Here is a 22,611-nt window from a genome sequence, read left to right as displayed (position 1 = left end):
ATCTGTTAAAATAAAAAGCAGACAGTGATCCGGCTGTATAAAAACGGAAATTATGGAAATGATCCAAAGGAGGAGGCAAAGACCTCAGGGTCTGAAAGAAGATTCTATGAAATGGTACGGAAAGCTTTACGTAGGGCCTGAGGCCGCGAAAAAACAGTCAAAGATCATCTGGAAACTGAAATGCGGTGCCGGGATGCTGAATATTTATCTGGTGACCCTGGCTTCCAACGGAAAGGATCTTTTTGATATTCTGCCTTCCCATCTTCTGAAACAGAAGGCTTTGAGACGAAACCTTCCTCTGATCGTCGGAATCGCCGTAGGCTATGAGGAAGCAGTCGATCTGGTCACCGGTATTGTGGAAGAAACGATCTGCGAGACCGGAGGCACGGATGTAAGACAATATCTGAAAGACAAGCTTAAAAAAGAAGGACAATGACATGCTACATATCATTTTGCTTATACTGAAAGCAGTGGGAATCCTTCTGGCGGCAGTCCTGCTCCTTCTTCTTCTGTGTATTCTGCTCCTGTTGTTTGTGCCTCTGCGTTATGAGATTGCGTTCCGGCACACGGAAACAGAGACGGCAGTACAGGGAAAAGTGAGCTGGCTCCTTCATCTGATAAGAGCAAAACTCTTTTATGAAAAGTCAGAGGGAAAGAGATTGCTGGTGAAAATAGGAAGTTTTCAGCTGATCCCGAAAAAAGAAAAGAAAAAAAAGAAACAAAAGCCGGTGGAAAAAGCAAAGCTGGCCCCAAAACCGGTGGAAAAATCAGTACAGAAGCCGGTACAGCCTGTAGAACAGCCGGAAAAAGCCGTAGAAAAACCGGAAAAAGTGCAAAAACAGGAAGAGCAGGTCAGACGGGAAAGTTTGCAGAAGAAGCCTGTGCAGCCTGTTTTGGAGACAGAAACAAAGGAAAAGCCGCAGGAAGAGAGCATTCCGGAAGTGCAGTCCCACCCGGGACCGGAGCAGATCCCGAAGAAGTCCCGCCTCTCTGCCCTGGCAGAAAAGCTTCGCGGCATTCCGAATTTTTTCAGAAAGCTTTGGGCGGTATTTCTGGCTGTCGGCCAGCAGTTGAAGCGTCAGGCGGAGAAACTTCGGAGACTTTTTCATTCCCTGTCGGAACTGAAAGCGAAGCTTTCTCATTATATTGAGATCTGGCAGGAGGAGGAAACGCAGACCCTGATCCGGTCTTTGAAGGGATATCTGTTTTACCTTCTGCATCATATCCGGCCCAGGCGGGGCAGGGGATATTTGAAATATGGTTTTCCGGATCCGGCGCTTACCGGTCAGCTGACAGGTCTTTTTTATGTCCTGCGGCCTCTGGCATTTTCAGAGCTGGCCCTGGAGCCCGTTTTTGAGACAGATGAGATCCTTCTGGAGGGTGATCTGGTGATCCGCGGTCATATCCGGCTGGTTCATCTGGTACGTGTAGGTTTAAAACTTCTTTTTGATAAAAATTTGAAACATTTCAGACAGAGACTGAAAGAATAGGAGGAGATAGGAATGGCAGACGAAAGCAAAAAGAACAATTTTCAGAATACGGTAGATTCTCTTTTTAAAGGAATGGATGGCTTTATGACCACCAAGACCGTGGTGGGAGATGCGATCACGGTAGGTGATACCATCATCCTTCCTCTGGTGGATGTTTCCTTCGGTGTAGCGGCGACGGCTAAGGCAGAAGGAACGAAAAACGGCGGAGGCGGCGGAATCGGCGGAAAAATGACGCCCAGTGCGGTTCTTGTCATCAAAGACGGAACGACGAAGCTGGTAAATGTCAAGAATCAGGACAGTATGACCAAGATCCTTGATATGGTGCCGGATTTTGTCAACAAATTTACCTCCGGTTCTGATGCAGAGACAGCAGAAAAAGAAGGAACAGAGGAATAAAAAAGCGGGACAGCACCTGAAAATAACAAAAATCAGGGGCTGTTCTTCTTTCTGCGGAAAAGTCACCGGTACGGATGAAAGTTCGGAAAAAGACTGCATATACTGTAGGAAAGAGGGAACTGAGGCGAAAATATGAAACGGCTGACCGGCTATACCATGTTCTGGATCGGAATCGGGATCCTGCTTTCACTTTTTCTGCCGGGGACCTTCTGTGCAGTGCTCCTGACTGCATTTCTGTTGATTGCGGGCTACTGTCTTTTCTGCGGATAGACAAAGGAGAAATTATGAAGATAAGAAGAACTGCAGGTCTTTTTCTGTTTTTGCTCTGCTTTCTGCTGCTGGCGGGAAGTGTGTCAAAGGCGGATGAGGGCGGCTACACCATTACCGATTATGATGTGAAGGCCATTCTCCACCCGGATAATACCATCGATGTGACGGAACGGATCGGGGTGCTTTTTACAGAGGAGCGTCATGGGATCTATCGGAACATCCCTCTGGAAATGACCGTAGTCAGAGACTTTTCCAGAAAACAGGACAAAAGCGAGGAGAAGATCTTCCGTTACGGAAATAAGATCCGTGACATTCAGGTAAAAGGCGATGAATTTACGGCAAGCCGTCAGGGTGAGGAAGAGGTGATCCGGATCGGTTCGGATGAACGGATGGTGAGCGGAGAGAAAACCTATGTCCTTACCTATACATATGTGATGCCGGATGACCGGATTCCTTACAGCGATTTTCTGTATTACTCTCTTCTCGGTTCTGAGACAGACGAACCCATCAACCGGTTTACCTTCCGTCTGATGTTTGAAAAACCACTGACGGATGCGTCTCTGGAGGCTTTCCGGATTTACAGCGGAGATCCAGGAGAGAAGAAAAATACCCTGAAGGTTTCTTATGAGATCAATGAATATGGCGTCAGCGGACAGGCAGAAAACATCGGAGCCAACCAGGTGGTGACAGTTTTTACCAATCTGCCGCGGGGGTATTTTAAAAATGCGTTCCGGCTGTCTGCTGCTTTTCCGGAAACCATGTTTGGGCTGACAACCTTTTTTGCACTTCTTTATCTGGTGTTGTCGCTGATCTTCCGGAACAAAGCCAGATTCCGGAGAGTCGCGTATGAACCGCCGGAGGGGATGGACAGTGCAAAGGCAGGAGCGCTCTACCGCGGATCTGTGCGTTTTACGGATCTGCTTTCTCTGATCCCTTACTGGGCGCAGCAGGGCTATGTGGAAATTCATGGACGGAAAAAGAAGACAAAAACGAAAAAAGAGACGGAGGGAGTCCGGCTGGTGAAAAAGAAAGAGCTTCCGGAAACGGCTCCTGCTTATGAAAAAACCATGTTTGAGGCCCTTTTTCGGGATGGGGCAGAGGAGGTTGACACCGGCAGGCTTCCGGCGGGCTTTGAAAAATATCTCAGGAAAGCACTGAAGGAGCTGGAAGAAGCATTTCCTGATGAAAAAGATCTGGGACTCCGTAAATTTCTGGACTGGACATTTATGCTCCTGGTCTGTACAACATTCGGGCTTTTTATCGGCGGCTCCGGTGCAGTGGCACTGGGAGATCATATGATTTTTGGCGTTTTCGGGGCAGCCGGGCTTTTTATGGCCTGGAGAAACAGGCAGAAAGCAAAGGGAGAAGAAGCTTTCTCCGATGGGGAAGCCGGCGGTTTTCTCCGCTGGGTGATCTTTCTGTTCTGGAGCTTCTGCATTCTGATCGATGTCTGGATCTGCACGGGGGTAGACTGTCTGGTATCAGATCCCTATATGTACGCCGCGTTTTTCTTTGCGTTGGCAGCGGCTCTTTTTGGTGGTTCCCTGTTTCATTTTTCCGCTTACCGGAGCGCTCTCTGGAAAGAACTTTCCGCCTTTCGAAACTTTATCCGTAAAGGGGAGAAGGGGACGCTGGAACGGTTTCTTGGCTTTGATCCGGACTATTATTACCGGATCTTTCCGTACGCGGTCGCTCTTGGGCTGGCTTCCTGCTGGGAGAAGAATTTCCGCTCCATTCGGAACAGGCAGCCGTTCTGGTATCAGGTAGACGAAGATGATCCTTTTTCTGCCCGGTATATGGAACGCTGGATCAGTGAAGACTTTTATTCCCGCTGTCAGATCGATAACAAGAGTGCTGCAGCAGAACGGATCGATTCTCTGATGGGCGGATCTGATGATGGCTCCGGCAGTTCCACGGACAGTGCCGGTGGAGGCGGAGGAGTTGGCAGCTGGTAAACAAAGCTTCGGAATGTGACCTGCCAGAACAGTTTTCACAGACTGTTCTGGCAGGGTTTTTCAGCACAAAAAAACCGCTGTTCCATTACAGAACAGCGGCAATCATCATCCATTCAAAAGCGATTAAGCTCTCTCTACTTTACCGGATTTCAGGCAGGAAGTACAAACGTACATTTTCTGAACCCCACCGTTGGCGGTTTTAACGCGAACAGATTTAATGTTGGATTTCCACATTTTATTGGATCTTCTATGAGAATGACTCACTTTGATTCCGAAATGAGCACCCTTATCACAAACAGCACATCTAGCCATGACTGCACCTCCTTATCAAAATTTCGCCTGCCATCCTGACAGCAGACTTGCAACAATTGGTATTTTAACAGAAGTCTGTCCGTTTTGCAAGCATAAAATGAAAAAATGGATAAAAATTTTAAAAAACAAAAAATATTGTTCCCATTTAAACAAAAACAGGGTATAATAAGAAACAAGTATGTTTAAAAGAAGTAAGAGGAGGTACGGATATGAAGGGACGTATGAATACAGAGCTTGGATCTATCCTGATCGATACAGATGTCATCGCCACCTATGCAGGCAGTGTGGCTGTAGAGTGTTTCGGCATCGTCGGCATGGCAACCGTCAACGTAAAGGACGGCCTGGTAAAACTCTTGAAAAAGGACAGTTTAAAGCATGGCATCAATGTCACGCTGGAAGATAATAAAATTTCACTGGATTTTCATGTGATCGTTGCTTATGGCGTAAGCATCTCTGCCGTGGCAGACAACCTGTTCAGCAATGTGAAATATAAGGTGGAAGAATTCACCGGCATGGAGATCAAGGACATCAACGTTTTCGTTGAAGGCGTAAGGCCGATTGACTGATTGTAAGGAGGAACAAGATTTTGGAGATCAAAACGATAAATGCCGCGCTCTGCGCTAAAATGTTTCTGGGCGGTGCCAAGAACCTGGAGGCCAATAAAGAATGGATCAATGAGCTGAATGTATTCCCGGTCCCGGACGGAGATACCGGTACCAACATGACGCTGACGATCACATCTGCCGCAAAAGAGGTGGCTTCTCTGGAGAACCCGGAAATGGAGCCCCTGTGCAAGGCAATTTCCTCCGGATCCTTAAGAGGCGCCCGCGGAAACTCCGGTGTCATCCTGTCCCAGCTTCTCCGTGGTTTTACCAAGGGGATCAAGAAGTACGATGAAATCGATGCACCGATCCTGGCAGAGGCTTTTGAAAAGGCTGTGGAGACTGCATATAAGGCAGTTATGAAGCCGAAGGAAGGAACGATCCTGACAGTTGCCAGAGGCATGGCAGAGAAAGCATCCGAGCTGGCGCAGGAAGGCGTGGAACTGGAAGAGATGCTCGAAGCCATTGTGGCAGAGGGTGATGCCGTTCTTGCCAGAACACCGGAGATGCTTCCTGTCCTGAAGGAAGCGGGGGTTGTGGATTCCGGCGGACAGGGTCTGATGCAGGTGATCAAAGGTGCTCTGGATGTATTCAAAGGAAAAGAGGTTGAATACACCGTTGAAAAGAAGAGCACAGGAGTTTCCGTATCCCAGGCACAGATCGAAGAAAAAGAGATCAAATTCGGTTATTGTACGGAATTTATCATCCTGCTGGAAAAACCCATGAGTGAAGAGACCGAGCATGATTTTAAAGAATTCCTGATGTCGATCGGAGACTCGATCGTGCTGGTGGCAGATGAGGATATTGTCAAGGTCCATGTACATACAAACGACCCTGGCAAAGCGATCTCCCGTGCGCTGACCTATGGAGCACTCTCACGGATGAAGATCGACAACATGCGTGAAGAGCATCATGAAAAGCTGATCAAGGATGCGGAAAAACTGGCTGCCCAGCAGGCAGAGGAAGAGAAAAAGAAAGAGCCGAAGAAGGAATGCGGTTTTATCTCCGTATCGATCGGAGAAGGCATTGGAGAGATCTTCAAGGGGCTGGGTGTAGACTGCCTGATCGAGGGCGGACAGACCATGAACCCCAGTACAGAGGACATGCTCAGTGCCATCGATAAAGTCAATGCGGATCATGTCTTCATTTTCCCGAATAATAAAAACGTGATTCTCGCAGCCAACCAGGCCAAGGCTCTGACCAAGGATAAAAAGATCTTCGTGATCCCGACCAAGACGGTTCCGCAGGGTATCACAGCTGTGATCAATTACAATCCGGAACGGACGCCGGAAGAGAATGAAGCAGCGATGCTGGAAGAGATCCAGCATGTGAAGACCGGTGAGGTCACCTATGCAGTCCGTGACACCCATATCGATGACAAGGAGATCCATGAAGGGGATTATATGGGAATCGGTGATCACTCGATCCTTTCCGTTGGCAAGAAGCTTTCCGATGTGACCAAGGATATGCTTGCAGCCATGGCAGATGATGATACAGAGCTGATCAGTATTTATTATGGCGCAGACATTGATGAGGAGACTGCCAACAAACTGGGAAATGAGATCATGGAGCTTTACTCCGGCTGTGATGTGGAGATCTATTCCGGCGGTCAGCCTATTTACTATTATGTGATTTCTGTTGAATAAGAGGAAAATGAAATGAATGAAATGTCACCCATCGATTCCCTGAAGGGGATTGGAGAAAAGACAAAAGCGGTCTTTGAGCGGGCGGGCATTTCGGATATAGGAGATCTTCTTCATGATTACCCGAGAGGCTATGAAAGCTATGAGCCCGTTACGCCTCTCGGTGAGATCTATGATAAGAATACAGGCACTTTTTATGGAGAGATCGTTTCTCCCTTAAATCTGCGCAGGGTCCGGCGTCTCACCGTGGTGACAGGAGTCATCCGGGACGCTACCGGAACGATACAGGTGACCTGGTATAATATGCCATACCTGAAATCCAGCCTTGTCTCAGGAAGCCGTTATGTATTCAGAGGAAAGATCATACGAAAAAGACAGCAGATGTTCCTGGAGCAGCCTGCTGTTTTTCGTATGGAAGAGTATGAGAAGCTCCGGGGAAGGCTTCAGCCGGTCTACCCTTTAACCGAAGGCCTTACCACAAAAATGCTGCAGAAAGCCATCCGCCAGGCTCTGGACGGCGCCGAACTGGAGAAGGAATACCTTCCGGAGGAGATCCGTCATAAATACAATCTGGCGGAATATAATTATGCAATAGAAGAAATCCATTTTCCAAAAGATGAACACAGCATGCGTCTGGCAAGACACCGGCTGGTCTTTGATGAATTTCTCCTGTTTATTCTGGCAGTACGGAATCTGAAAGACGGACGGGAAAAGGTCAGACCTTCGTTTCTTCTGGAAAAAAAAGAACGGATCCAGGAGGTCATTGAAAAGCTGCCCTTTACCCTGACCGGTGCCCAGCAGAAGGTCTGGAAGGAGCTGGAGGAAAATCTGACTTCACAGGACGTCACGGCCCGGTTGATCCAGGGAGACGTGGGCTCCGGAAAAACGATCCTGGCAGAGCTGGCTCTTTTTCTGGCTGCAGAAAACGGCTGTCAGGGAGCGATCATGGTTCCGACGGAGGTTCTGGCAAGACAGCATTATGAATCGATCCTTTCTCTGGTGGAGAGGATGCACCTTCCTTACCGTACGGAGCTCTTGACCGGCTCCATGACTGCCAAGCAGAAGCGGCTGGCTTATGAACGGATTGAAAATCAGGAAGCGGACATCATCGTCGGAACACATGCACTGATCCAGGAAAAGGTTCATTACAAAAAATTGGCTGTGGTCATCACGGACGAACAGCACCGTTTTGGGGTGCGTCAGAGAGAGGCATTGAGCCAGAAAGGCGTTATGCCGCATACAGTCGTCATGAGTGCGACACCGATCCCGCGGACGCTGGCGGTGATTCTGTACGGAGATCTGGATATTTCCATTGTCAATGAACTGCCCGCCAATCGTCTGCCGATCAAAAACTGTGTAGTGGATACCAGTTACCGGGAGAAGGCGTACAAGTTTATCAGAAAACAGGTGGAAGAAGGACGTCAGGCCTATGTGATCTGTCCCATGGTGGAAGAGAGCGAAGCGATGGAGGCAGAAAATGTCATCGAGTATGCCGCCCGTCTGAAGGAGCGGCTGCCGGCGTTTATTCAGGTGGAATATCTTCACGGCAAGATGAAACCAAAAGAAAAAAACGAGATCATGGAACGTTTCCTGAAAAACGAGATCCAGGTACTGGTTTCTACTACCGTAGTGGAGGTCGGGGTCAATGTCCCCAATGCTACTGTTATGATGATCGAGAATGCCGAACGTTTTGGACTGGCCCAGCTCCATCAGCTCCGTGGCCGGGTAGGGCGGGGCGGCTTCCAGTCCTATTGTATCCTGATGTATGGAAATGACGGAAAGAAAACGAAAGAACGTCTGGGGATCCTGAACCGCTCCAATGACGGTTTTTATATCGCGGAGGAAGATCTGAAGCTTCGTGGACCCGGTGATCTTTTTGGCATCCGGCAGAGCGGGATCCTGGATTTTAAGCTGGGAGATATTTTCCAGGATGCGGCGATCCTGAAAGAAGCCAGTGACACGGCAGCGCTTATCATGGAAAAAAATGACAAATTTTTGTCAAAAGACAGTCCGCTTTTTAAAAAAATGATGAAAACGACCCACCTTGAGGATGGAATGTTGAATTTATAGTTGCCTTTTTTGGAAAATAGGGGTATCATGAACCATGTCAAATGATGGTTCTGGCCTTACAGACAGATGTACAGGATGGCTGATAGAGAAAAGCCAGGACACAAGGATTTGTGAGGAGGAATATTATGAGAGGCTCAAGAAGTGTAAAGACGGCTGCAAAAGAGACGGTTAAGAAAGCTGCAGCAACTGCAAAGAAAGCAGCAGAACCGGTGGTTGAAGTAAAAGAGGCTGTAAAGCCTGTTGTAGAGGAAACGGTGAAAACTGTAGCTGAAGCTGCAGAAAAAGCAGTATCCAAAGCCGAAGAGGTGAAGAGCGAAGTAAAGAAGACCGCTGAGAAGAGAACCAGAAAGACTGCTGTAAAGGAGTCTGTATATCTTCAGTATCTCGGAAAAGAGTTCAACAGCGCCGATATCGTAGAGGCAGCAAAGAAAGCCAGCGGTGAGAAAAAGATCACTTCCATCACGGTTTATCTGAAGCCGGAAGAGAACAAGGCATACTATGTTGTAAACGGCGATGTGACCGGAAGCGTAGAGCTGTAAGATACAAAAAAGCCAGGAGCGGAGAAAATTTCCCCGCTCCTGTTTTTTTGCCTCTTTTTCCGGCAAGACTTACATCTGGGAGCCGCTCATGCCGCTCTGGCTGCCCATGCTGTTCTGTCCGGACATCTGCCGTTCCTGTGCTTCGATCATCTTTTTGACCATATAGCCGCCGACAGAACCATTCTGACGAGAAGTCAGGTTTCCGTTGTATCCGTCGGTTAAGGGAACACCCAGTTCGCCGGCGACTTCCATTTTAAAACGATCCAGGGCACTTTTTGCTTCCGGGACTGCGGTTGTGTTAGATGAACGATTTGCCATGATAAAACGCCTCCTTGTACTTTTTTATGATTCTTTGGATTGTTCTCGTTACTGCCTGTGCAATGTTCATTGCAGTTTTAGTATATGAAAAACAGACAGACTTAAACTGGAAAAATCATCCGCTGTCAGAATTTCCTGCCGTTTGACATATTTCTACAAAAATCGAGAAAATGATTGTTATTTTCATAATATCTATGTTATAATAAAATCAAATGGCCTGGTAAATACAGAACTTCTGCAAGGCACCTAAGGTTATCAGATCTGTATGAGAACGGGTTAAATTCAGTCTGGAGGGAAAAGAATGAATATTGGGTTGATTGCTCATAATTCAAAGAAAAGTCTGATGGAAGACTTCTGCCTTGCCTACAAGAGAATTTTGGAAAAACATGAACTATATGCGACTGGCACCACGGGCAGACGGATCGAAGAAGTGACAAAGCTTCATGTACACAAGTTTCTGCCGGGGAGCATCGGAGGAGAAAAACAGTTTGTGGAGATGATCGCAAGAAATGAGATGGATATGGTAATCTTTTTTTACAATCCGCTTCTGAACAGCCCCAAGGAACCCAGCATTGACGCTATCTGTCGTGCCTGTGATAATTACAATATCCCCATTGCGACGAATATCGCGACGGCGGAATCCCTGATCCTTGGTCTGGCAAATGGCGATCTGGAATGGAGAGAACAAGTATGACGATCAAAGATCTTGAGAATCTGTTTATGTTTGCCGGCGGTCTCGGTATGTTTCTGTTCGGCGTACACAGCATGTCAGGCGGTGTGCAGAAATGTGCCGGAGAGCAGATGCGAAAGCTGCTGGGGATCCTGACAAACAATCGCTTTGTGGGCGTTCTGGTGGGAGCACTGATCACAGCTGTAATCCAGAGCAGCGGAGCTACCACAGTTATGATCATCGGTTTCATCAATGCCGGCATCATGAATCTGAGCCAGGCAGTCGGTCCCATCATGGGTGCCAACATCGGTACCTGTATCACTGCCTGGATCGTATCGTTAGGCCAGCTGGGTGATACCTTTAAGACTCTGTCCCCGTCCCTGTATGCGCCGCTGATCGTGGCCATCGGTTCCTTCCTTCTTATGTTTTCAAAGAAGGAGAAAAAGCAGACGATCGGTGAGATCTGCATCGGACTTGGCCTTCTGTTTATCGGTCTGGATTTCATGGGTGATTCTGCCAGATCCTATACGGCGCTTCCGGCCTTTAAAGAGCTGTTTGCTATTTTTGGCGCGAATCCGCTCCTGGGTATCGCCCTTGGTTTTGTCGTTACAGTGATCATGCAGAGTTCTTCTGCGGCAGTAGGTATCCTTCAGACACTGGCTGCCTCCAGCGGAGCAGTTGGTATCAGCGCAGCAGTCTTCATCAGCTTCGGATCCGATATCGGTTCCTGTTCCACTGCTCTTCTTTCCAGTATCGGCACCAACCGTACGGCAAAGAGAGCAGCGATGATCCATCTGCTGTTCAACGTGATCGGCGTAACGGTCTTTTCTGTGATCTTTACCATTCTGTTCCGGATGTTTCCGGACGTTGCTTCCCATGGGATCAACAGTGCAGGTATCGCTACCTTCCATACAGGCTTTAAGGTGGTACTGACGATCCTGATGTTCCCCTTTGCCAATTATCTGGTAAAGCTTTCCGGATTTTTCATCAAGGACGAGCCGGAAAGAGAAGAGGAAGAAAAGGACGAGGAGACTGTCACCCTGCAGCATCTGGATTCCCGTATCCTTAAAGAGCCGGCTTTCGCTATTGAGAATGCCATCCATGAGGTTGTTCATATGGGAAAGATCACGCAGGAAAATATGGAGCGGGCTTTTGATGCGGCACTTTCCTATGACAAAGAGAAGATCGATAAGGTCTATGAGGTTGAAAATACCATCAATAACATGGAGAAGCTCATCACCGAGTATCTTGTAAAGCTCAGCAATCTTCCTCTTACCGAGGATCAGCATATGGTAGTCAACGATCTGTTCTATTCGGTCAGTGACATCGAACGGGTAGGCGACCACATTGAAAATGTGGCAGAGCTGGTGGATGTAAAAGAAGGCACACCAAAGATCGAATTTTCCGAGCAGGCATTAAAAGACCTGGAGCAGATCATGGATCTTGTGATGAAATCTTTTGTCTTTGCCATGTCTGCCAGAGAGCATTCGGACATCACGGATGCGACCAAGGTGGTAAAATACGAGGATATGGTTGACAACATGGAAGAAGAGCTTCGTGAACAGCACATTGAGCGTCTGTCCAAACAGCTCTGTAAGCCGACCAACGGTGTGGTTTTCCTGGATATCATCAGCAATCTGGAGCGTATTTCCGACCATGCCTATAACCTGGCAGGTTATGTAATGTCAGAAGAGTGATCGAATCGGAAAAATGTCTTGACAGACAAAGTGCTTACCGATATACTAAGTAACAGAATAAAAAGAAAGGAGGCAGTATCATGAGAAATTATTTTACAGAGATTTACAAAAACAGCATCAAGAGTAGTAACAACTTGAATTCAAGGATTTTCCGACTGCCGCTTTCTTTTTCGGCGTTCGTGTGACGACATTGCGTACAGAATAAGCAGTGCAGAGAGCATCCCTGATCATTCGGGGGTGCTCTTTTTATGTATGCACACGCAAAACGCCGCAGTCGGAAAATCGAAGAAAGAGAAAAGGAGGAAGTGTAATATGAAGACTGGGAAAAAGCCGGGGAAATTTCCGGTGATCTTTCAGTTTTTGAAAGGCAGCATTCATTTGTTTGTGCTGAGCCTGATTTTTTCCATGAGTTTTACGTTCTGTAACGCTATGACCCCACAGATCATCCGTTATGCGGTGGATCATATCCTGACGGGAGAAGGCAATGCAGAGGGGAAACGATGGTTATTCCTGGCAGCAGGAGCGGTCCTTGCAGCGGCAGTGCTTTCAGGGATCTTCAACTATTTCAGCAAGATGACACTGGCAAAAGGGTCTGAAAATTTTATGAAGAGCATCCGGGATGCTTTGTTCCATCATATTGAGAAGCTGCCCTTTGCCTGGCATGTCCGCCATCAGACAGGCGAGATCATCCAGCGGTGTACCTCTGATGTGGAGGTGATCCGGAATTTTGTCTGTAACCAGATGCCGGATGTGTTCCGTATTGTGTTTCTGATGGCTCTGTATCTGGGCATCATGTTTTCCATGAATGTGAAGCTTTCCCTGATGTCGGCGGCTTTCATTCCGATCGTGGTAGGTTATTCCGGCTTCTTTTATGCCAGGATCGGAAACCGGTTTATGAAAGCGGATGAAGCAGAAGGAGTCCTTTCCAGTACTGTTCAGGAAAATCTGACGGGCGTCCGCGTGGTACGGGCGTTTGGAAGGGAGAAATATGAGATCGACCGGTTTGATGAGAGAAACGAGCATTTTGCCGGTCTTTGGATCCGTCTGGGAAAGATCATGAGTGCTTACTGGGCTACCGGTGATTTTATCACGGGTCTCCAGATTCTGACTGTCCTGATTGCCGGAACGGTCCTGACGGTCCATCAGCAGCTGACGCTTGGAGAATTTCTGGCGTTTGTTTCCTATAATTCTACTCTTGCCTGGCCCATCCGAAGTCTGGGAAGAATTCTTTCCGATATGAGTAAAGCCGGAGTTTCGGTAGAACGTGTGGCCTATATCCTGGATGCGGAGGAGGAAAAAGAAGAGGGGAAGGCTCTCCGGCCGCCGCTTTCCGGTGATATCTGTTTTGAACATGTGAATTTTTCCTACGAAGAGGGTCATCCGATCCTGGAGGATATGAATTTTACGATCCCTGCAGGAAGTACGTTTGGTATTCTTGGAAGTACGGGAAGCGGAAAATCCACACTGATGCACTTGCTGAACCGGCTGTATGATCTTCCTCCATCCCAGGGGCGGATCACGATCGGAGGCGTGGATATCCGTGATATGGAAAGAGAATATCTGAGAAGCCATATCGGTATGGTGCTTCAGGAACCCTTTCTGTTTTCGAGAAGCATCGGAGAGAACATTTCCATCACAGAGGAAACGCCTCACAGGGAAAGAATCCGCCATGCAGCAGAGATCGCCTGTGTGGATGAGGCGATCGAACATTTTACAGACGGCTATGATACCATTGTGGGTGAACGGGGCGTGACTCTTTCCGGCGGACAGAAACAGCGTGTGGCCATTGCCCGGACCCTGATGATGAAAGCTCCGATTCTGGTTTTTGATGATTCTCTTTCTGCGGTGGATGCAGAGACGGATGCGAAGATCCGTCATGCTTTGAAAGAAGAGATGGAAAAGGCCACGGTGCTTCTGATCTCTCACAGGATCAATTCTCTGAAACAGGCAGATCTCATTCTGGTCATGGACAAGGGAAGGATCTGTGAGCTTGGAACCCATGAAGAGCTGATCTGTCAGGAAGGCATTTACCGTGATATTTATGAGATCCAGATGAACAGTGACATCCGGATCCTGGAAGGAGGGAAGCAGGCGTGAGGCTGGAAGAAAAAGAATATACAAAATCCTTTGATTATGCGATCTGGAAACGGATCTTTCCATTCTTAAAGCCCTATAAAAAAACAGTGGTTATGATCCTTGTCATGAACTTTTTCTGTTCCCTGATCGACATCATACTTCCGTTGTTTCAGAGATTTGCCATCAATCATTTCATTGAGGGAAATACGCTGTCCGGCATAGGGATTTTTGCAGTGGTCTATATTGCGGCTATTGCACTTCAGGGCGCATCGGTGATCGCCTTCACCAGGGGCAGCATGCGGATCGAGATGAGTCTTGGAAAGGATATGAAGCGTGCTCTGTTCGTACATCTGCAGACACTGTCTTTTTCTTATTACAATGTGACACCCGTGGGCTATATGTTATCCAGAGTCATGAATGATACCGGTAAGATCGCAGGCCTGATTGCCTGGAACTTCGTGGATCTTCTCTGGGCACTCACCTATGTACTGGGCGTTTTTGTGGCCATGTTTTTCCTGAACTGGAAGCTTGCCCTGATCATTATGCTGGTTGTCCCGGCGATCGCTCTTCTGACCTATTATTTCCAGAACCGGATCCTGAAATGGAACCGGCAGGTGCGTAAGATCAATTCCAGGATCACAAGCGCCTACAACGAAGGGATCATGGGAGCCAAGACGGCAAAATCACTGGTGGTGGAAGAGAAAACCTATGGGGAATTTCAGGAGATCACAGGAGAAATGCGGACAGCATCCATCCGGGCGGCCCGTCTCAGCGCGGTTTACCTTCCGCTGGTGCTTTTCTGCGGCTCTCTTGCAACGGCCATTGTCCTGGCCAGGGGTGGTATGCAGGTGTTTGAACATGCCATGCTTATTGGAACGCTGTCCGCATTCACGACCTATGCGGTGGGTATTTTCGAGCCGATCCAGCAGATGGCGAGAAATCTGGCAGAATTTATTTCTGCACAGGCCAATATCGAGCGTGTCACCGGTCTTCTGGATGAGGAACCACAGGTGGTGGATTCTCCGGAGGTGACAGAAAAGTACGGAGACAGCTTTTTTCCAAAGAAAGAAAACTGGGAGCCCATCCGGGGCGATATTGAGTTTCGCGATGTCAGCTTTCACTACCCGGACGGAAAAGAAGAGATCCTGAGCCACTTCAATCTGAAGATCCCGGCAGGGACCAATGTTGCGATCGTCGGGGAAACGGGTGCCGGAAAGAGTACCCTTGTGAATCTGGCCTGCCGGTTTTTTGAACCGACCGGCGGACAGATCCTCATTGACGGAAAGGACTACCGGGAACGGAGCCAGCTCTGGCTGCACAGCAGTCTGGGCTACGTGCTTCAGAATCCGCATCTGTTTTCCGGAAGTGTCATGGAAAACATCCGGTACGGACGGCTGGATGCCACAGATGAAGAAGTGATCGCTGCCGCCAGGGCCGTTCATGCGGATCAGGTGGTGGAAAAAATGGAGCTTGGTTATCAAAGTGATGTGGGAGAAGGCGGAGACCGGCTTTCCACAGGAGAAAAACAGCTGATCTCTTTTGCGAGAGCCGTTCTGGCTGATCCGAGGATCTTTGTGCTGGATGAGGCGACCTCTTCCATTGATACTCAGACGGAGCAGCTGATCCAGCAGGCAACAGATAAGATCCTGAAAGGAAGGACTTCATTTCTGATCGCCCATCGTCTTTCCACGATCCGCAATGCGGACCTGATCCTTGTTGTAAAGGACGGAAAGATCATCGAACAGGGCAGACATCTGGAACTTCTGGAGAAAAAAGGTTACTATTATCAGCTGGTGCGCCGGCAGTTCACCGAAGAGGAATCCCAGAAGCTGCTGGTCTGAAAAAACTTATAACTACATAAGTGTTCTTCGTATCCCCCGCCCGGTGTCCTGTACACCGGAAGCGGGGGAATCTGATTCTGCGTTCAAAAAGCTTGACGGTTGACAGAAAAAACATTATAATAAAGCGAGCGAAAAATTAACAAAGGGGATTATAGAACCTATGAGAGTGATCGCCGGAAAAGCGCGGAGCCTTCGCCTGAAGAGCATTGAAGGCATGGATACCCGCCCGACTACAGACCGGATCAAAGAAACTTTGTTTAACATGATAAATGATGACCTTTACGGTGCTTCCTTTCTGGATCTTTTTTCAGGGAGCGGCGGCATCGGTATTGAGGCGTTGAGCCGCGGGGCCAGGAGAGCCGTTTTTGTGGAGAGCAGCCGGAAGGCAGCTGCCTGTATTCAGGATAATCTGAAGTTTACCAGGCTGGCTCCGGAAGGAGAGGTTCTTGTCATGGATGTTTTCCGGGCACTGGATACCCTGGCTTTCCGGGGAGAGAGTTTTTCGTTGATCTTTATGGATCCGCCTTATGACCGTGGACTGGAAAAGGAAGTCCTTTCCAGATTGAAAGCTTCCCCTCTTGTGACGGAGGAAACCTTGTTGATCGTGGAGGCTTCCCTGGAAACTGATTTCTCTTATCTGGAGGAATTTGGCTACGAGGTAGTAAAAAGAAAAGAATACAAAACAAATGTCCATATGTTTTTGCAAAGGACAAAAGGAGCAGATACATGAGACGAGCAGTTTATCCGGGCAGCTTTGACCCGGTCACGTTCGGACACCTGGATATCATCCGCAGATCCGCCGCTCTGGTGGACGAGCTGGTGGTGGGAGTGTTGAACAACTCCAGCAAAACACCGTTGTTTTCAGTGGAAGAACGTGTTAATATACTATTGGAAGCCACAAAGGACATTCCAAACGTACGGGTCGAGTCTTTTTCCGGCCTGTCTGTGGATTTTGCGAGAGCCTGCGAGGCCCGTTTTATCGTTCGGGGACTTCGGGCGATCACTGATTTTGATTATGAGCTTCAGCTGGCACAGACCAACCGGATCATGAATTCGGATATCGATACCCTGTTTCTGGCTACGAGCCTGGAATATGCTTATCTGAGCTCTTCCACAGTGAAAGAAGTAGCTTCTTACGGCGGAGATGTATCGAAGTTTGTACCGCCTTTTGTTGTCGATAAAATCTATAATAAAATATGGTCGAAGAAGAACCAGAAGTAAGGAGAGAGTACCGCCATGAGCAGCAGAATTGAGCAGATCATTGAAGAAATTGAAGAATACGTGGACAGCTGTAAATTTCAGCCCCTGTCCTCTACCAAGATCGTAGTAAACAAAGAAGAACTGGAAGAGCTTCTCCGTGAGCTTCGCATGAAGACTCCGGATGAGATCAAACGGTATCAGAAGATCATCAGCAATAAGGATGCCATCCTTGCGGATGCCCAGTCCAAAGCAGATGCGATCGTTGCCGAGGCCAGAGAGAAGACACAGAACATGGTGACTGAAAGTGAGATCATGCGTGAGGCTACCGAGCAGGCGAATGACCTTCTGGAGCGTACCAATCAGCAGGCACAGGAGATTCTGGACAATGCCACCAACGATGCAAACAACATCCGTATGGGAGCTCTCCAGTATACCGATGACATGCTGGCAAATCTGGAGAAGATCATGAGCCATACCATTGATGGAGCCGGAGCAAAATACAACAACTTCATCAATGCCATCCAGTCCTGTTATGACATTGTGAGCAAGAACCGCAGCGAGCTTTCTCCTCAGGCAGCCCCCACCAATTATGGGGCTCCGGAGACCATGGAGGAAGATCCGGCAGAGTATGACGAGCAGCCGGAGGAAAACTAATTTCGTAAGAGCAGGCAGCCTGTCAGAAAAGTCAGGAAGGCAATTATGATTTTGGAAATGAAATAGTCTCTCATGGAGAGACCGGAACCTTTGAGAACACTGGAGGTCTGGGCCATAGCGCTCAGGCCTCCGAAGGCTGTCAGGGGGAACAGGATCCGACAGGCGGTTTTTAACGGGAAAAGCGATACGATGCCCGGAATACCGGTGGTGATCTCCAGAAGCCCACCTGCCAGAGCCGCTGTCTGTTCCGGAAGGAACGGCAGAAGTACCAGGATCTCTGCCAGTATGGAGAAAAGAACAAGATATCCCCCCAGTTTCAGGAGCGTATTTACGGCGTCATAAATACAGGCATCCAGAAGTTCAAAACTGATTTGAACAGCGGATGCATTTTTTTTGCCTGAAAAGAATGGTATTTTTGGACGAAAAAGCCCCGGTCTTGTAAGAAAACCGTAAAAAACAGGTATTCCATAGACAAGGAAAAGTGCAAACGGAAGAAGCTCCGGTTTTTTCAGGTTCTCCATCACCAGAAAAGTAATGACGAAAGAAGGGCTTACCTGATTGCAGAAGCCCAGAAGATAGGAAGCTTCCTCAGGAGCTATCCGGCCGTTGCGGGTGAGATCCGCCAGTACTTTTGCTCCCATGGGACAGCCGCAGAGAAAACCGGTGAAACAGGCATAGCTTCCAAGTGGTGAAATCCCGAAAAGCCTTCCGAAGACAGGGGCCAAGAGGGCTGCCGGGATCTGTACCAGACCGGAATGGATGAGAAAGCCGGAGAGGATCAGAAAAGGCAGAAGGGTAGGAACCAGAGTGCCGAACCAGAGATCCAGTCCCCGTCTGGAAGCAAAAAGAGCTGCTTCCGGAAAAAGAAGCAGGAAAACGAGGATTCCGAGGAGAAGAAAAGCAAGAAAACATTTTTTCATAAAGAAAGCCTTTTTTGTTTTTTAAAATTTATGTGAGACCGTCTTTAAAAAGAAGGTTCTTTTTTCAGTCGCTTTTGCATAAACTGGTCTGAGGGCATAGAAAGAGAAAAGCTGTGGGGAAAAACGGTAAAACAGCAGTTCTTCTGCTGGTACTTATGTTTTTTTGCGGAATCTTCCGGACGCAGCTCCTGCGTCATGCCAGGATGAGGAATCTTTCAGAGAACCAGAAGGAAAGCAGCGTGTTCCGGGAGATGGAGCTTTCGGAAGAAGCGCTGATTTCCCTGAATGAACTTTTGGAGGAGGGGTATGAGCCGGGACGGCTTCTTTCGGTACTTCTGCCCTGGGAAAATTTTCGCATTCCGCCGGAGTCTGTCTGGAACCGGGGAGTCTATTTGCAGGCGGCCGGGGAATTTCAGACGTTCCGGTCACTGGAATTAAGCAGATTTCAGAAGGCCATGTCTGCCGTCTGGGATGATCTGGAAGAATTTCCGTTGGACTTTGTACCTGTCTATGAAGATTCCTGGCTTTTTGACAGAAGCTTCGGAGGGGAAAGGCAGCATGAAGGCTGTGACCTGATGCCGCCGGGAAACCAGCGGGATTTTTACCCGGTACGGAGTATGACAGACGGGGTTGTGGAAAGGATCGGCTGGCTGCCACTGGGGGGCTGGCGGATCGGCATCCGCGGAAGCCGTGGCGGTTATTTTTACTATGCCCATCTCTCTTCGTATGGTCGTGCGTTTCAGAAAGGCGACCGGGTTTCTGCCGGAGATCTTCTGGGTTATATGGGAGACAGCGGCTACGGACCGGAAGGAACAACAGGAAGATTTGATGTGCATCTGCACATCGGGATTTACATAGAAGGAGAAAACCGGAAAGAGATCAGCGTGAATCCCTACTGGCCTCTCCGGTATCTGGAAGAAAGCATAGATTTCTCATGAAAAATGTGGTATCATTTGAGTATCAAAGCATCATTATCGTATGATAAAAGTGTTCGGCAGTTATAGAAAAATGCCGTTAGAAAATCTCTCAAACATAAGGAGGCTTATATGGAAATACAATTATGGAGAGAGATCCTGAATCCGTATGATCTGGCAGTGAAGGAACTTACAGTAAAATTTGAACATCTGATTCAGGAACATCGTCAGCAGGGGTTGTATTCCCCCATCGAACAGGTACACGGAAGGGTAAAGACCATTTCCAGTATCCTGGACAAAGCACAGAAAAAGAATATTCCTATTAATGAGATAGAAGACAAACTGGAAGATATCGCCGGGATCCGGATCATCTGCCAGTTTGTGGAAGACATCCAGAAGGTCGTGGAGATCATCCGCTCCCGGACGGATATGAAAGTCATAGAAGAAAAAGATTATGTCAGCAATATGAAAAACAGCGGTTACCGCAGCTATCATATGATTGTCGAATATACCGTGGAGACGATGAATGGTCCGAAGCGTATCCATGCGGAGATCCAGATCCGGACTCTGGCCATGAATTTCTGGGCGACCATCGAACATTCTCTCCAGTATAAATATAAGAAAAACATTCCGGATCATATCCGCGAAAAACTGAGCAGTGCGGCAGATGCCATCATTGTTCTGGATCAGGAAATGTCTCAGGTGCGCAGTGAGATCATGGATGCCCAGAATGCTTTTCAGATCCAGGCAAATCTTGTGGCGGACATTTTGAATACGATCCAGAATCTCTATCAGCTGGCAAACAAACGGGAGATCGCCAAGATCCAGGATGAGTTTTACCGGATCTACAAGGCAGAGGATCTGGAGCAGCTGAGACGGTTTCAGAAACAGCTGGATGTCATCGCGGAAGGCTACCGCGCCCAATCCTGCTGACAAAGACAAAGGAGAATAGATCAGTGAACCTTCCGGAAAACTACATAGAATCCATGCGGCAGCTCCTTGGCGAGGAGGAGCTGCAAAATTATCTGGCCTGCTTTGATGCACCCAGAACCTATGGCCTTCGGGTCAATACGGGAAAAATTTCCGTGGAAGAATTTTTAAAAAGGACCTCTTTTCATCTGACACCGGTTCCCTGGGTGGAAAATGGATTTTATTATGATCCGGAGGAGGCCGTGACGAAACATCCGGATTATTATGCCGGACTGTATTATATCCAGGAACCCAGCGCCATGGTCCCGGCATCCCGTCTTCCTGTTGAAGAGGGAGACCGCGTACTGGATCTCTGTGCGGCTCCCGGTGGAAAATCCACAGAACTGGCAGCAAGACTTCATGGGACCGGGCTGCTGGTATCCAACGACATCAGCCGATCCAGAGCCCAGGGACTTCTGAAAAATCTGGAGCTTTTCGGAGCCGGCAATATTCTGGTGACCAGTGAGACGCCGGAAACGCTTGCCGGCAGCTTTGAGGGTTTTTTTGACAAGATCCTGGTAGATGCACCCTGTTCCGGAGAAGGCATGTTCCGGAAGGACAGGGATATGGTAAAGAGCTGGCTGGAACACGGGCCGGAATACTATGCACCCATCCAGCAGGAGATCCTTCGCCAGGCGGTCCGGATGCTCCGGCCGGGCGGCATGCTCCTTTATTCCACCTGTACCTTTTCTCCGCTGGAAAATGAAGACAATCTGAAACGTCTTCTGGAGGCAGAACCGGAGCTTGAGATCGTTCCTCTTTCCACCGGGGACTGGTTCCGGGAAGGACAGCTGCCCGGAACGATCCGGATCTGGCCTCAGGATGTCCGTGGAGAAGGGCATTTCACAGCTCTTCTCCGGAAAAAAGGAACGGCTTGTGAGGAGAGTGGAAAGGACAGACGCCGGACGGTGGTCCTTCCGGAAGGGCTTTCCGATTTTGCTTCCCTTTTCCGGCGGCCGCTCCTGACAAAGGGCACACTGGATCTGCGGAAGGAAAATGTCTATCTTTTACCGGAAGGCTTTCCGGAGGTCAGAGGTTTACGGTTTTTGCGTACGGGATTATATGTGGGTGAACTGAAAAAGAAGCGTTTTGAACCGTCACAGGCTCTTGCCATGTACTTGAAACAGGGAGATTTCAAACAGGAACTGAATCTTCCGGCCGGTGATGAGAGACTGATCCGCTATCTGAAGGGGGAAACTCTGGAGATCGCTGAGGAAGAAGCCTGTTTTTCCGGCTGGACGCTGGTACTCAATGACGGGTATCCGCTGGGCTTCGGAAAACTGAATAAAGGAACACTAAAAAATAAATACTGTAGCGGATGGAGGCTTTTATGAGCCAGATGAGACTGGATAAATGGCTGGCGGACGCGGGTGCAGGAACCCGGAGCCAGGTAAAAGAATATTTGAAAAAAGGGCGGATCAGAGTCAACGGAGAAACGGTGAAAAAGCCGGAAACCAAAATTTCAGAAGAGACCGATGAGGTGAGCTTTGATGGAAAAATCCTGAGCCGGCCAGGTCTTGCCTGGTATATGTTCCACAAACCGGCAGGCTGTATCACAGCTGCGAGAAACGGCCGGACGGAAACAGTGATGGACTTTTTTGCCGAAGCGCCGGAAAAGGATCTGGCTCCGGTCGGACGGCTGGATAAAGATACGGAAGGCTTTCTTCTCATCACCAATGACGGACCTTTAAACCACTTTCTTCTGGCTCCCGGCCGTCATGTGGAAAAGACTTATTATGTCAGGGCTGCAGGAACGTTGTTTCCGGAGGCGGAGAAACGCTTTCTGGAAGGATTGGATATTGGGGATGAGAAGCCGACCCTTCCGGCAGAATTAAAGATCCTGAAACAGGATGGTACGGACACGGAGCTTCTCCTGACTTTGAAGGAAGGCCGTTTTCATCAGGTGAAACGCATGGTTCAGGCAGCAGGGGCAGAGGTGACGTATCTGAAAAGGATCTCCTTTGGAGGCCTTCCTCTGGATGAAGACCTGGAAAAAGGAGAATACCGGTCTCTGACAGAGGAGGAAGTTAAATTTCTGAAAGCACAGGCAGGCATGAAAGAAGGATAAAGACGAT

The 22,611-nt window shown here is 48.6% G+C and carries 23 protein-coding genes; 20 read left to right on the top strand and 3 right to left on the bottom strand.

Annotated elements, in window-relative coordinates:
• Window positions 1-106: 106 nt before the first annotated feature.
• The 5 genes from DXA57_RS06200 (at window position 107) to DXA57_RS06185 (ending at window position 4,111) form a co-directional block, all read left to right on the top strand.
• Complete coding sequence (locus DXA57_RS06200; protein ID WP_117765682.1) at window positions 107-436, top strand: hypothetical protein; 330 nt, start codon at window positions 107-109, stop codon at window positions 434-436.
• A gap of 1 nt (window position 437) precedes the next feature.
• Window positions 438-1,490, top strand: a complete 1,053-nt coding sequence (locus DXA57_RS06195; protein WP_117765680.1) for a DUF2953 domain-containing protein — start codon at window positions 438-440, stop codon at window positions 1,488-1,490.
• A 12-nt stretch (window positions 1,491-1,502) separates the two neighbouring features.
• Window positions 1,503-1,886 carry a GerW family sporulation protein gene (locus tag DXA57_RS06190; protein WP_117765678.1) on the top strand — a complete coding sequence of 128 codons (384 nt, stop codon included), beginning with the start codon at window positions 1,503-1,505 and terminating at the stop codon, window positions 1,884-1,886.
• 132 nt (window positions 1,887-2,018) lie between these two features.
• The gene (locus DXA57_RS17295; RefSeq protein ID WP_199612688.1) at window positions 2,019-2,156 is read left to right on the top strand and encodes a hypothetical protein; all 138 of its coding nucleotides are present in this window, start codon (window positions 2,019-2,021) and stop codon (window positions 2,154-2,156) included.
• A 14-nt stretch (window positions 2,157-2,170) separates the two neighbouring features.
• Window positions 2,171-4,111 carry a DUF2207 domain-containing protein gene (locus tag DXA57_RS06185; protein ID WP_117765676.1) on the top strand — a complete coding sequence of 647 codons (1,941 nt, stop codon included), beginning with the start codon at window positions 2,171-2,173 and terminating at the stop codon, window positions 4,109-4,111.
• A gap of 123 nt (window positions 4,112-4,234) precedes the next feature.
• Here DXA57_RS06185 and rpmB read toward each other — a convergent pair whose 3' ends face one another.
• Window positions 4,235-4,423 carry a 50S ribosomal protein L28 gene (rpmB, locus tag DXA57_RS06180; RefSeq protein ID WP_117765674.1) on the bottom strand — a complete coding sequence of 63 codons (189 nt, stop codon included), beginning with the start codon at window positions 4,421-4,423 and terminating at the stop codon, window positions 4,235-4,237.
• 209 nt (window positions 4,424-4,632) lie between these two features.
• On the opposite strand from rpmB, the gene DXA57_RS06175 reads away from it, so the two are divergent.
• From DXA57_RS06175 to DXA57_RS06160, 4 genes are all read left to right on the top strand, one after another.
• Window positions 4,633-4,989, top strand: a complete 357-nt coding sequence (locus DXA57_RS06175) for an Asp23/Gls24 family envelope stress response protein (protein ID WP_117765672.1) — start codon at window positions 4,633-4,635, stop codon at window positions 4,987-4,989.
• A gap of 20 nt (window positions 4,990-5,009) precedes the next feature.
• Entirely contained in the window at window positions 5,010-6,671 is a 1,662-nt protein-coding gene (locus DXA57_RS06170) for a DAK2 domain-containing protein (RefSeq protein WP_117765670.1), read from the top strand.
• Window positions 6,672-6,683: 12 nt separating this feature from the next.
• Window positions 6,684-8,738 carry an ATP-dependent DNA helicase RecG gene (gene recG, locus DXA57_RS06165; protein ID WP_117765668.1) on the top strand — a complete coding sequence of 685 codons (2,055 nt, stop codon included), beginning with the start codon at window positions 6,684-6,686 and terminating at the stop codon, window positions 8,736-8,738.
• Between the two features lie 125 nt (window positions 8,739-8,863).
• Window positions 8,864-9,277, top strand: a complete 414-nt coding sequence (locus DXA57_RS06160; RefSeq protein ID WP_117765666.1) for a DUF6465 family protein — start codon at window positions 8,864-8,866, stop codon at window positions 9,275-9,277.
• Window positions 9,278-9,346: 69 nt separating this feature from the next.
• Here DXA57_RS06160 and DXA57_RS06155 read toward each other — a convergent pair whose 3' ends face one another.
• Window positions 9,347-9,595, bottom strand: coding sequence for an alpha/beta-type small acid-soluble spore protein (locus tag DXA57_RS06155; RefSeq protein WP_117765664.1), 249 nt, complete (start codon window positions 9,593-9,595; stop codon window positions 9,347-9,349).
• Window positions 9,596-9,896: 301 nt separating this feature from the next.
• Here DXA57_RS06155 and DXA57_RS06150 point away from each other — a divergent pair, with 301 nt between their 5' ends.
• The 7 genes from DXA57_RS06150 (at window position 9,897) to DXA57_RS06120 (ending at window position 17,733) form a co-directional block, all read left to right on the top strand.
• On the top strand, window positions 9,897-10,289 hold the full coding sequence (locus DXA57_RS06150) for a methylglyoxal synthase (RefSeq protein ID WP_117765662.1): 393 nt from the start codon (window positions 9,897-9,899) through the stop codon (window positions 10,287-10,289).
• Window positions 10,286-11,962: a Na/Pi cotransporter family protein gene (locus DXA57_RS06145; RefSeq protein ID WP_117765659.1), complete on the top strand. Its 1,677-nt coding sequence runs from the start codon at window positions 10,286-10,288 to the stop codon at window positions 11,960-11,962. The genes DXA57_RS06150 and DXA57_RS06145 overlap by 4 nt, the downstream gene beginning before the upstream one ends.
• 312 nt (window positions 11,963-12,274) lie before the next feature.
• Window positions 12,275-14,059, top strand: coding sequence for an ABC transporter ATP-binding protein (locus DXA57_RS06140; protein WP_117765657.1), 1,785 nt, complete (start codon window positions 12,275-12,277; stop codon window positions 14,057-14,059).
• On the top strand, window positions 14,056-15,879 hold the full coding sequence (locus DXA57_RS06135; protein ID WP_243005724.1) for an ABC transporter ATP-binding protein: 1,824 nt from the start codon (window positions 14,056-14,058) through the stop codon (window positions 15,877-15,879). The genes DXA57_RS06140 and DXA57_RS06135 overlap by 4 nt, the downstream gene beginning before the upstream one ends.
• A gap of 160 nt (window positions 15,880-16,039) precedes the next feature.
• Window positions 16,040-16,609, top strand: coding sequence for a 16S rRNA (guanine(966)-N(2))-methyltransferase RsmD (rsmD, locus tag DXA57_RS06130; RefSeq protein WP_117765655.1), 570 nt, complete (start codon window positions 16,040-16,042; stop codon window positions 16,607-16,609).
• Entirely contained in the window at window positions 16,606-17,100 is a 495-nt protein-coding gene (coaD, locus tag DXA57_RS06125) for a pantetheine-phosphate adenylyltransferase (RefSeq protein ID WP_117765653.1), read from the top strand. Before rsmD ends, coaD begins: the two co-directional genes overlap by 4 nt.
• Window positions 17,101-17,115: 15 nt before the next feature.
• Window positions 17,116-17,733, top strand: coding sequence for an ATPase (locus DXA57_RS06120; protein WP_117765651.1), 618 nt, complete (start codon window positions 17,116-17,118; stop codon window positions 17,731-17,733).
• On the opposite strand, the gene DXA57_RS06115 is transcribed toward DXA57_RS06120, so the two are convergent.
• The gene (locus DXA57_RS06115) at window positions 17,730-18,653 is read right to left on the bottom strand and encodes a nucleoside recognition domain-containing protein (RefSeq protein ID WP_117765649.1); all 924 of its coding nucleotides are present in this window, start codon (window positions 18,651-18,653) and stop codon (window positions 17,730-17,732) included. The genes DXA57_RS06120 and DXA57_RS06115 overlap by 4 nt on opposite strands.
• 113 nt (window positions 18,654-18,766) lie before the next feature.
• Here DXA57_RS06115 and DXA57_RS06110 point away from each other — a divergent pair, with 113 nt between their 5' ends.
• The 4 genes from DXA57_RS06110 to DXA57_RS06095 all read left to right on the top strand — a co-directional run bounded on the left by DXA57_RS06110 (window position 18,767) and on the right by DXA57_RS06095 (window position 22,604).
• On the top strand, window positions 18,767-19,591 hold the full coding sequence (locus tag DXA57_RS06110; RefSeq protein ID WP_243005723.1) for a M23 family metallopeptidase: 825 nt from the start codon (window positions 18,767-18,769) through the stop codon (window positions 19,589-19,591).
• 108 nt (window positions 19,592-19,699) lie between these two features.
• Window positions 19,700-20,500 carry a GTP pyrophosphokinase gene (locus DXA57_RS06105; RefSeq protein ID WP_117765647.1) on the top strand — a complete coding sequence of 267 codons (801 nt, stop codon included), beginning with the start codon at window positions 19,700-19,702 and terminating at the stop codon, window positions 20,498-20,500.
• Between the two features lie 23 nt (window positions 20,501-20,523).
• Window positions 20,524-21,870 carry an RsmB/NOP family class I SAM-dependent RNA methyltransferase gene (locus tag DXA57_RS06100; RefSeq protein WP_117765645.1) on the top strand — a complete coding sequence of 449 codons (1,347 nt, stop codon included), beginning with the start codon at window positions 20,524-20,526 and terminating at the stop codon, window positions 21,868-21,870.
• The gene (locus tag DXA57_RS06095) at window positions 21,867-22,604 is read left to right on the top strand and encodes a pseudouridine synthase (protein ID WP_330423211.1); all 738 of its coding nucleotides are present in this window, start codon (window positions 21,867-21,869) and stop codon (window positions 22,602-22,604) included. The genes DXA57_RS06100 and DXA57_RS06095 overlap by 4 nt, the downstream gene beginning before the upstream one ends.
• The last annotated feature ends 7 nt before the right edge of the window (window positions 22,605-22,611 follow it).

This window comes from Blautia sp. OF03-15BH, assembly GCF_003463065.1.
Lineage (GTDB): Bacteria > Bacillota > Clostridia > Lachnospirales > Lachnospiraceae > Limivivens.
The sequence above is the reverse complement of the archived record's forward strand: the minus strand, read 5'-3'. Positions and strand labels throughout refer to the sequence as shown.

What these genes read in the sequence shown, in the direction of transcription:
- DXA57_RS06095 (WP_330423211.1), top strand. Translation starts at nt 21,867, where the DNA reads ATGAGCCAGATGAGACTGGATAAATGGCTGGCGGACGCGGGTGCAGGA.
- DXA57_RS17295 (WP_199612688.1), top strand. Translation starts at nt 2,019, where the DNA reads ATGAAACGGCTGACCGGCTATACCATGTTCTGGATCGGAATCGGGATC.
- recG (WP_117765668.1), top strand. Translation starts at nt 6,684, where the DNA reads ATGAATGAAATGTCACCCATCGATTCCCTGAAGGGGATTGGAGAAAAG.
- DXA57_RS06105 (WP_117765647.1), top strand. Translation starts at nt 19,700, where the DNA reads ATGGAAATACAATTATGGAGAGAGATCCTGAATCCGTATGATCTGGCA.
- rpmB (WP_117765674.1), bottom strand. Translation starts at nt 4,423, where the DNA reads ATGGCTAGATGTGCTGTTTGTGATAAGGGTGCTCATTTCGGAATCAAA.
- DXA57_RS06175 (WP_117765672.1), top strand. Translation starts at nt 4,633, where the DNA reads ATGAAGGGACGTATGAATACAGAGCTTGGATCTATCCTGATCGATACA.
- DXA57_RS06190 (WP_117765678.1), top strand. Translation starts at nt 1,503, where the DNA reads ATGGCAGACGAAAGCAAAAAGAACAATTTTCAGAATACGGTAGATTCT.
- DXA57_RS06200 (WP_117765682.1), top strand. Translation starts at nt 107, where the DNA reads ATGAAATGGTACGGAAAGCTTTACGTAGGGCCTGAGGCCGCGAAAAAA.
- coaD (WP_117765653.1), top strand. Translation starts at nt 16,606, where the DNA reads ATGAGACGAGCAGTTTATCCGGGCAGCTTTGACCCGGTCACGTTCGGA.
- DXA57_RS06195 (WP_117765680.1), top strand. Translation starts at nt 438, where the DNA reads ATGCTACATATCATTTTGCTTATACTGAAAGCAGTGGGAATCCTTCTG.
- DXA57_RS06120 (WP_117765651.1), top strand. Translation starts at nt 17,116, where the DNA reads ATGAGCAGCAGAATTGAGCAGATCATTGAAGAAATTGAAGAATACGTG.
- DXA57_RS06150 (WP_117765662.1), top strand. Translation starts at nt 9,897, where the DNA reads ATGAATATTGGGTTGATTGCTCATAATTCAAAGAAAAGTCTGATGGAA.
- DXA57_RS06140 (WP_117765657.1), top strand. Translation starts at nt 12,275, where the DNA reads ATGAAGACTGGGAAAAAGCCGGGGAAATTTCCGGTGATCTTTCAGTTT.
- DXA57_RS06115 (WP_117765649.1), bottom strand. Translation starts at nt 18,653, where the DNA reads ATGAAAAAATGTTTTCTTGCTTTTCTTCTCCTCGGAATCCTCGTTTTC.
- DXA57_RS06145 (WP_117765659.1), top strand. Translation starts at nt 10,286, where the DNA reads ATGACGATCAAAGATCTTGAGAATCTGTTTATGTTTGCCGGCGGTCTC.
- rsmD (WP_117765655.1), top strand. Translation starts at nt 16,040, where the DNA reads ATGAGAGTGATCGCCGGAAAAGCGCGGAGCCTTCGCCTGAAGAGCATT.
- DXA57_RS06185 (WP_117765676.1), top strand. Translation starts at nt 2,171, where the DNA reads ATGAAGATAAGAAGAACTGCAGGTCTTTTTCTGTTTTTGCTCTGCTTT.
- DXA57_RS06155 (WP_117765664.1), bottom strand. Translation starts at nt 9,595, where the DNA reads ATGGCAAATCGTTCATCTAACACAACCGCAGTCCCGGAAGCAAAAAGT.
- DXA57_RS06160 (WP_117765666.1), top strand. Translation starts at nt 8,864, where the DNA reads ATGAGAGGCTCAAGAAGTGTAAAGACGGCTGCAAAAGAGACGGTTAAG.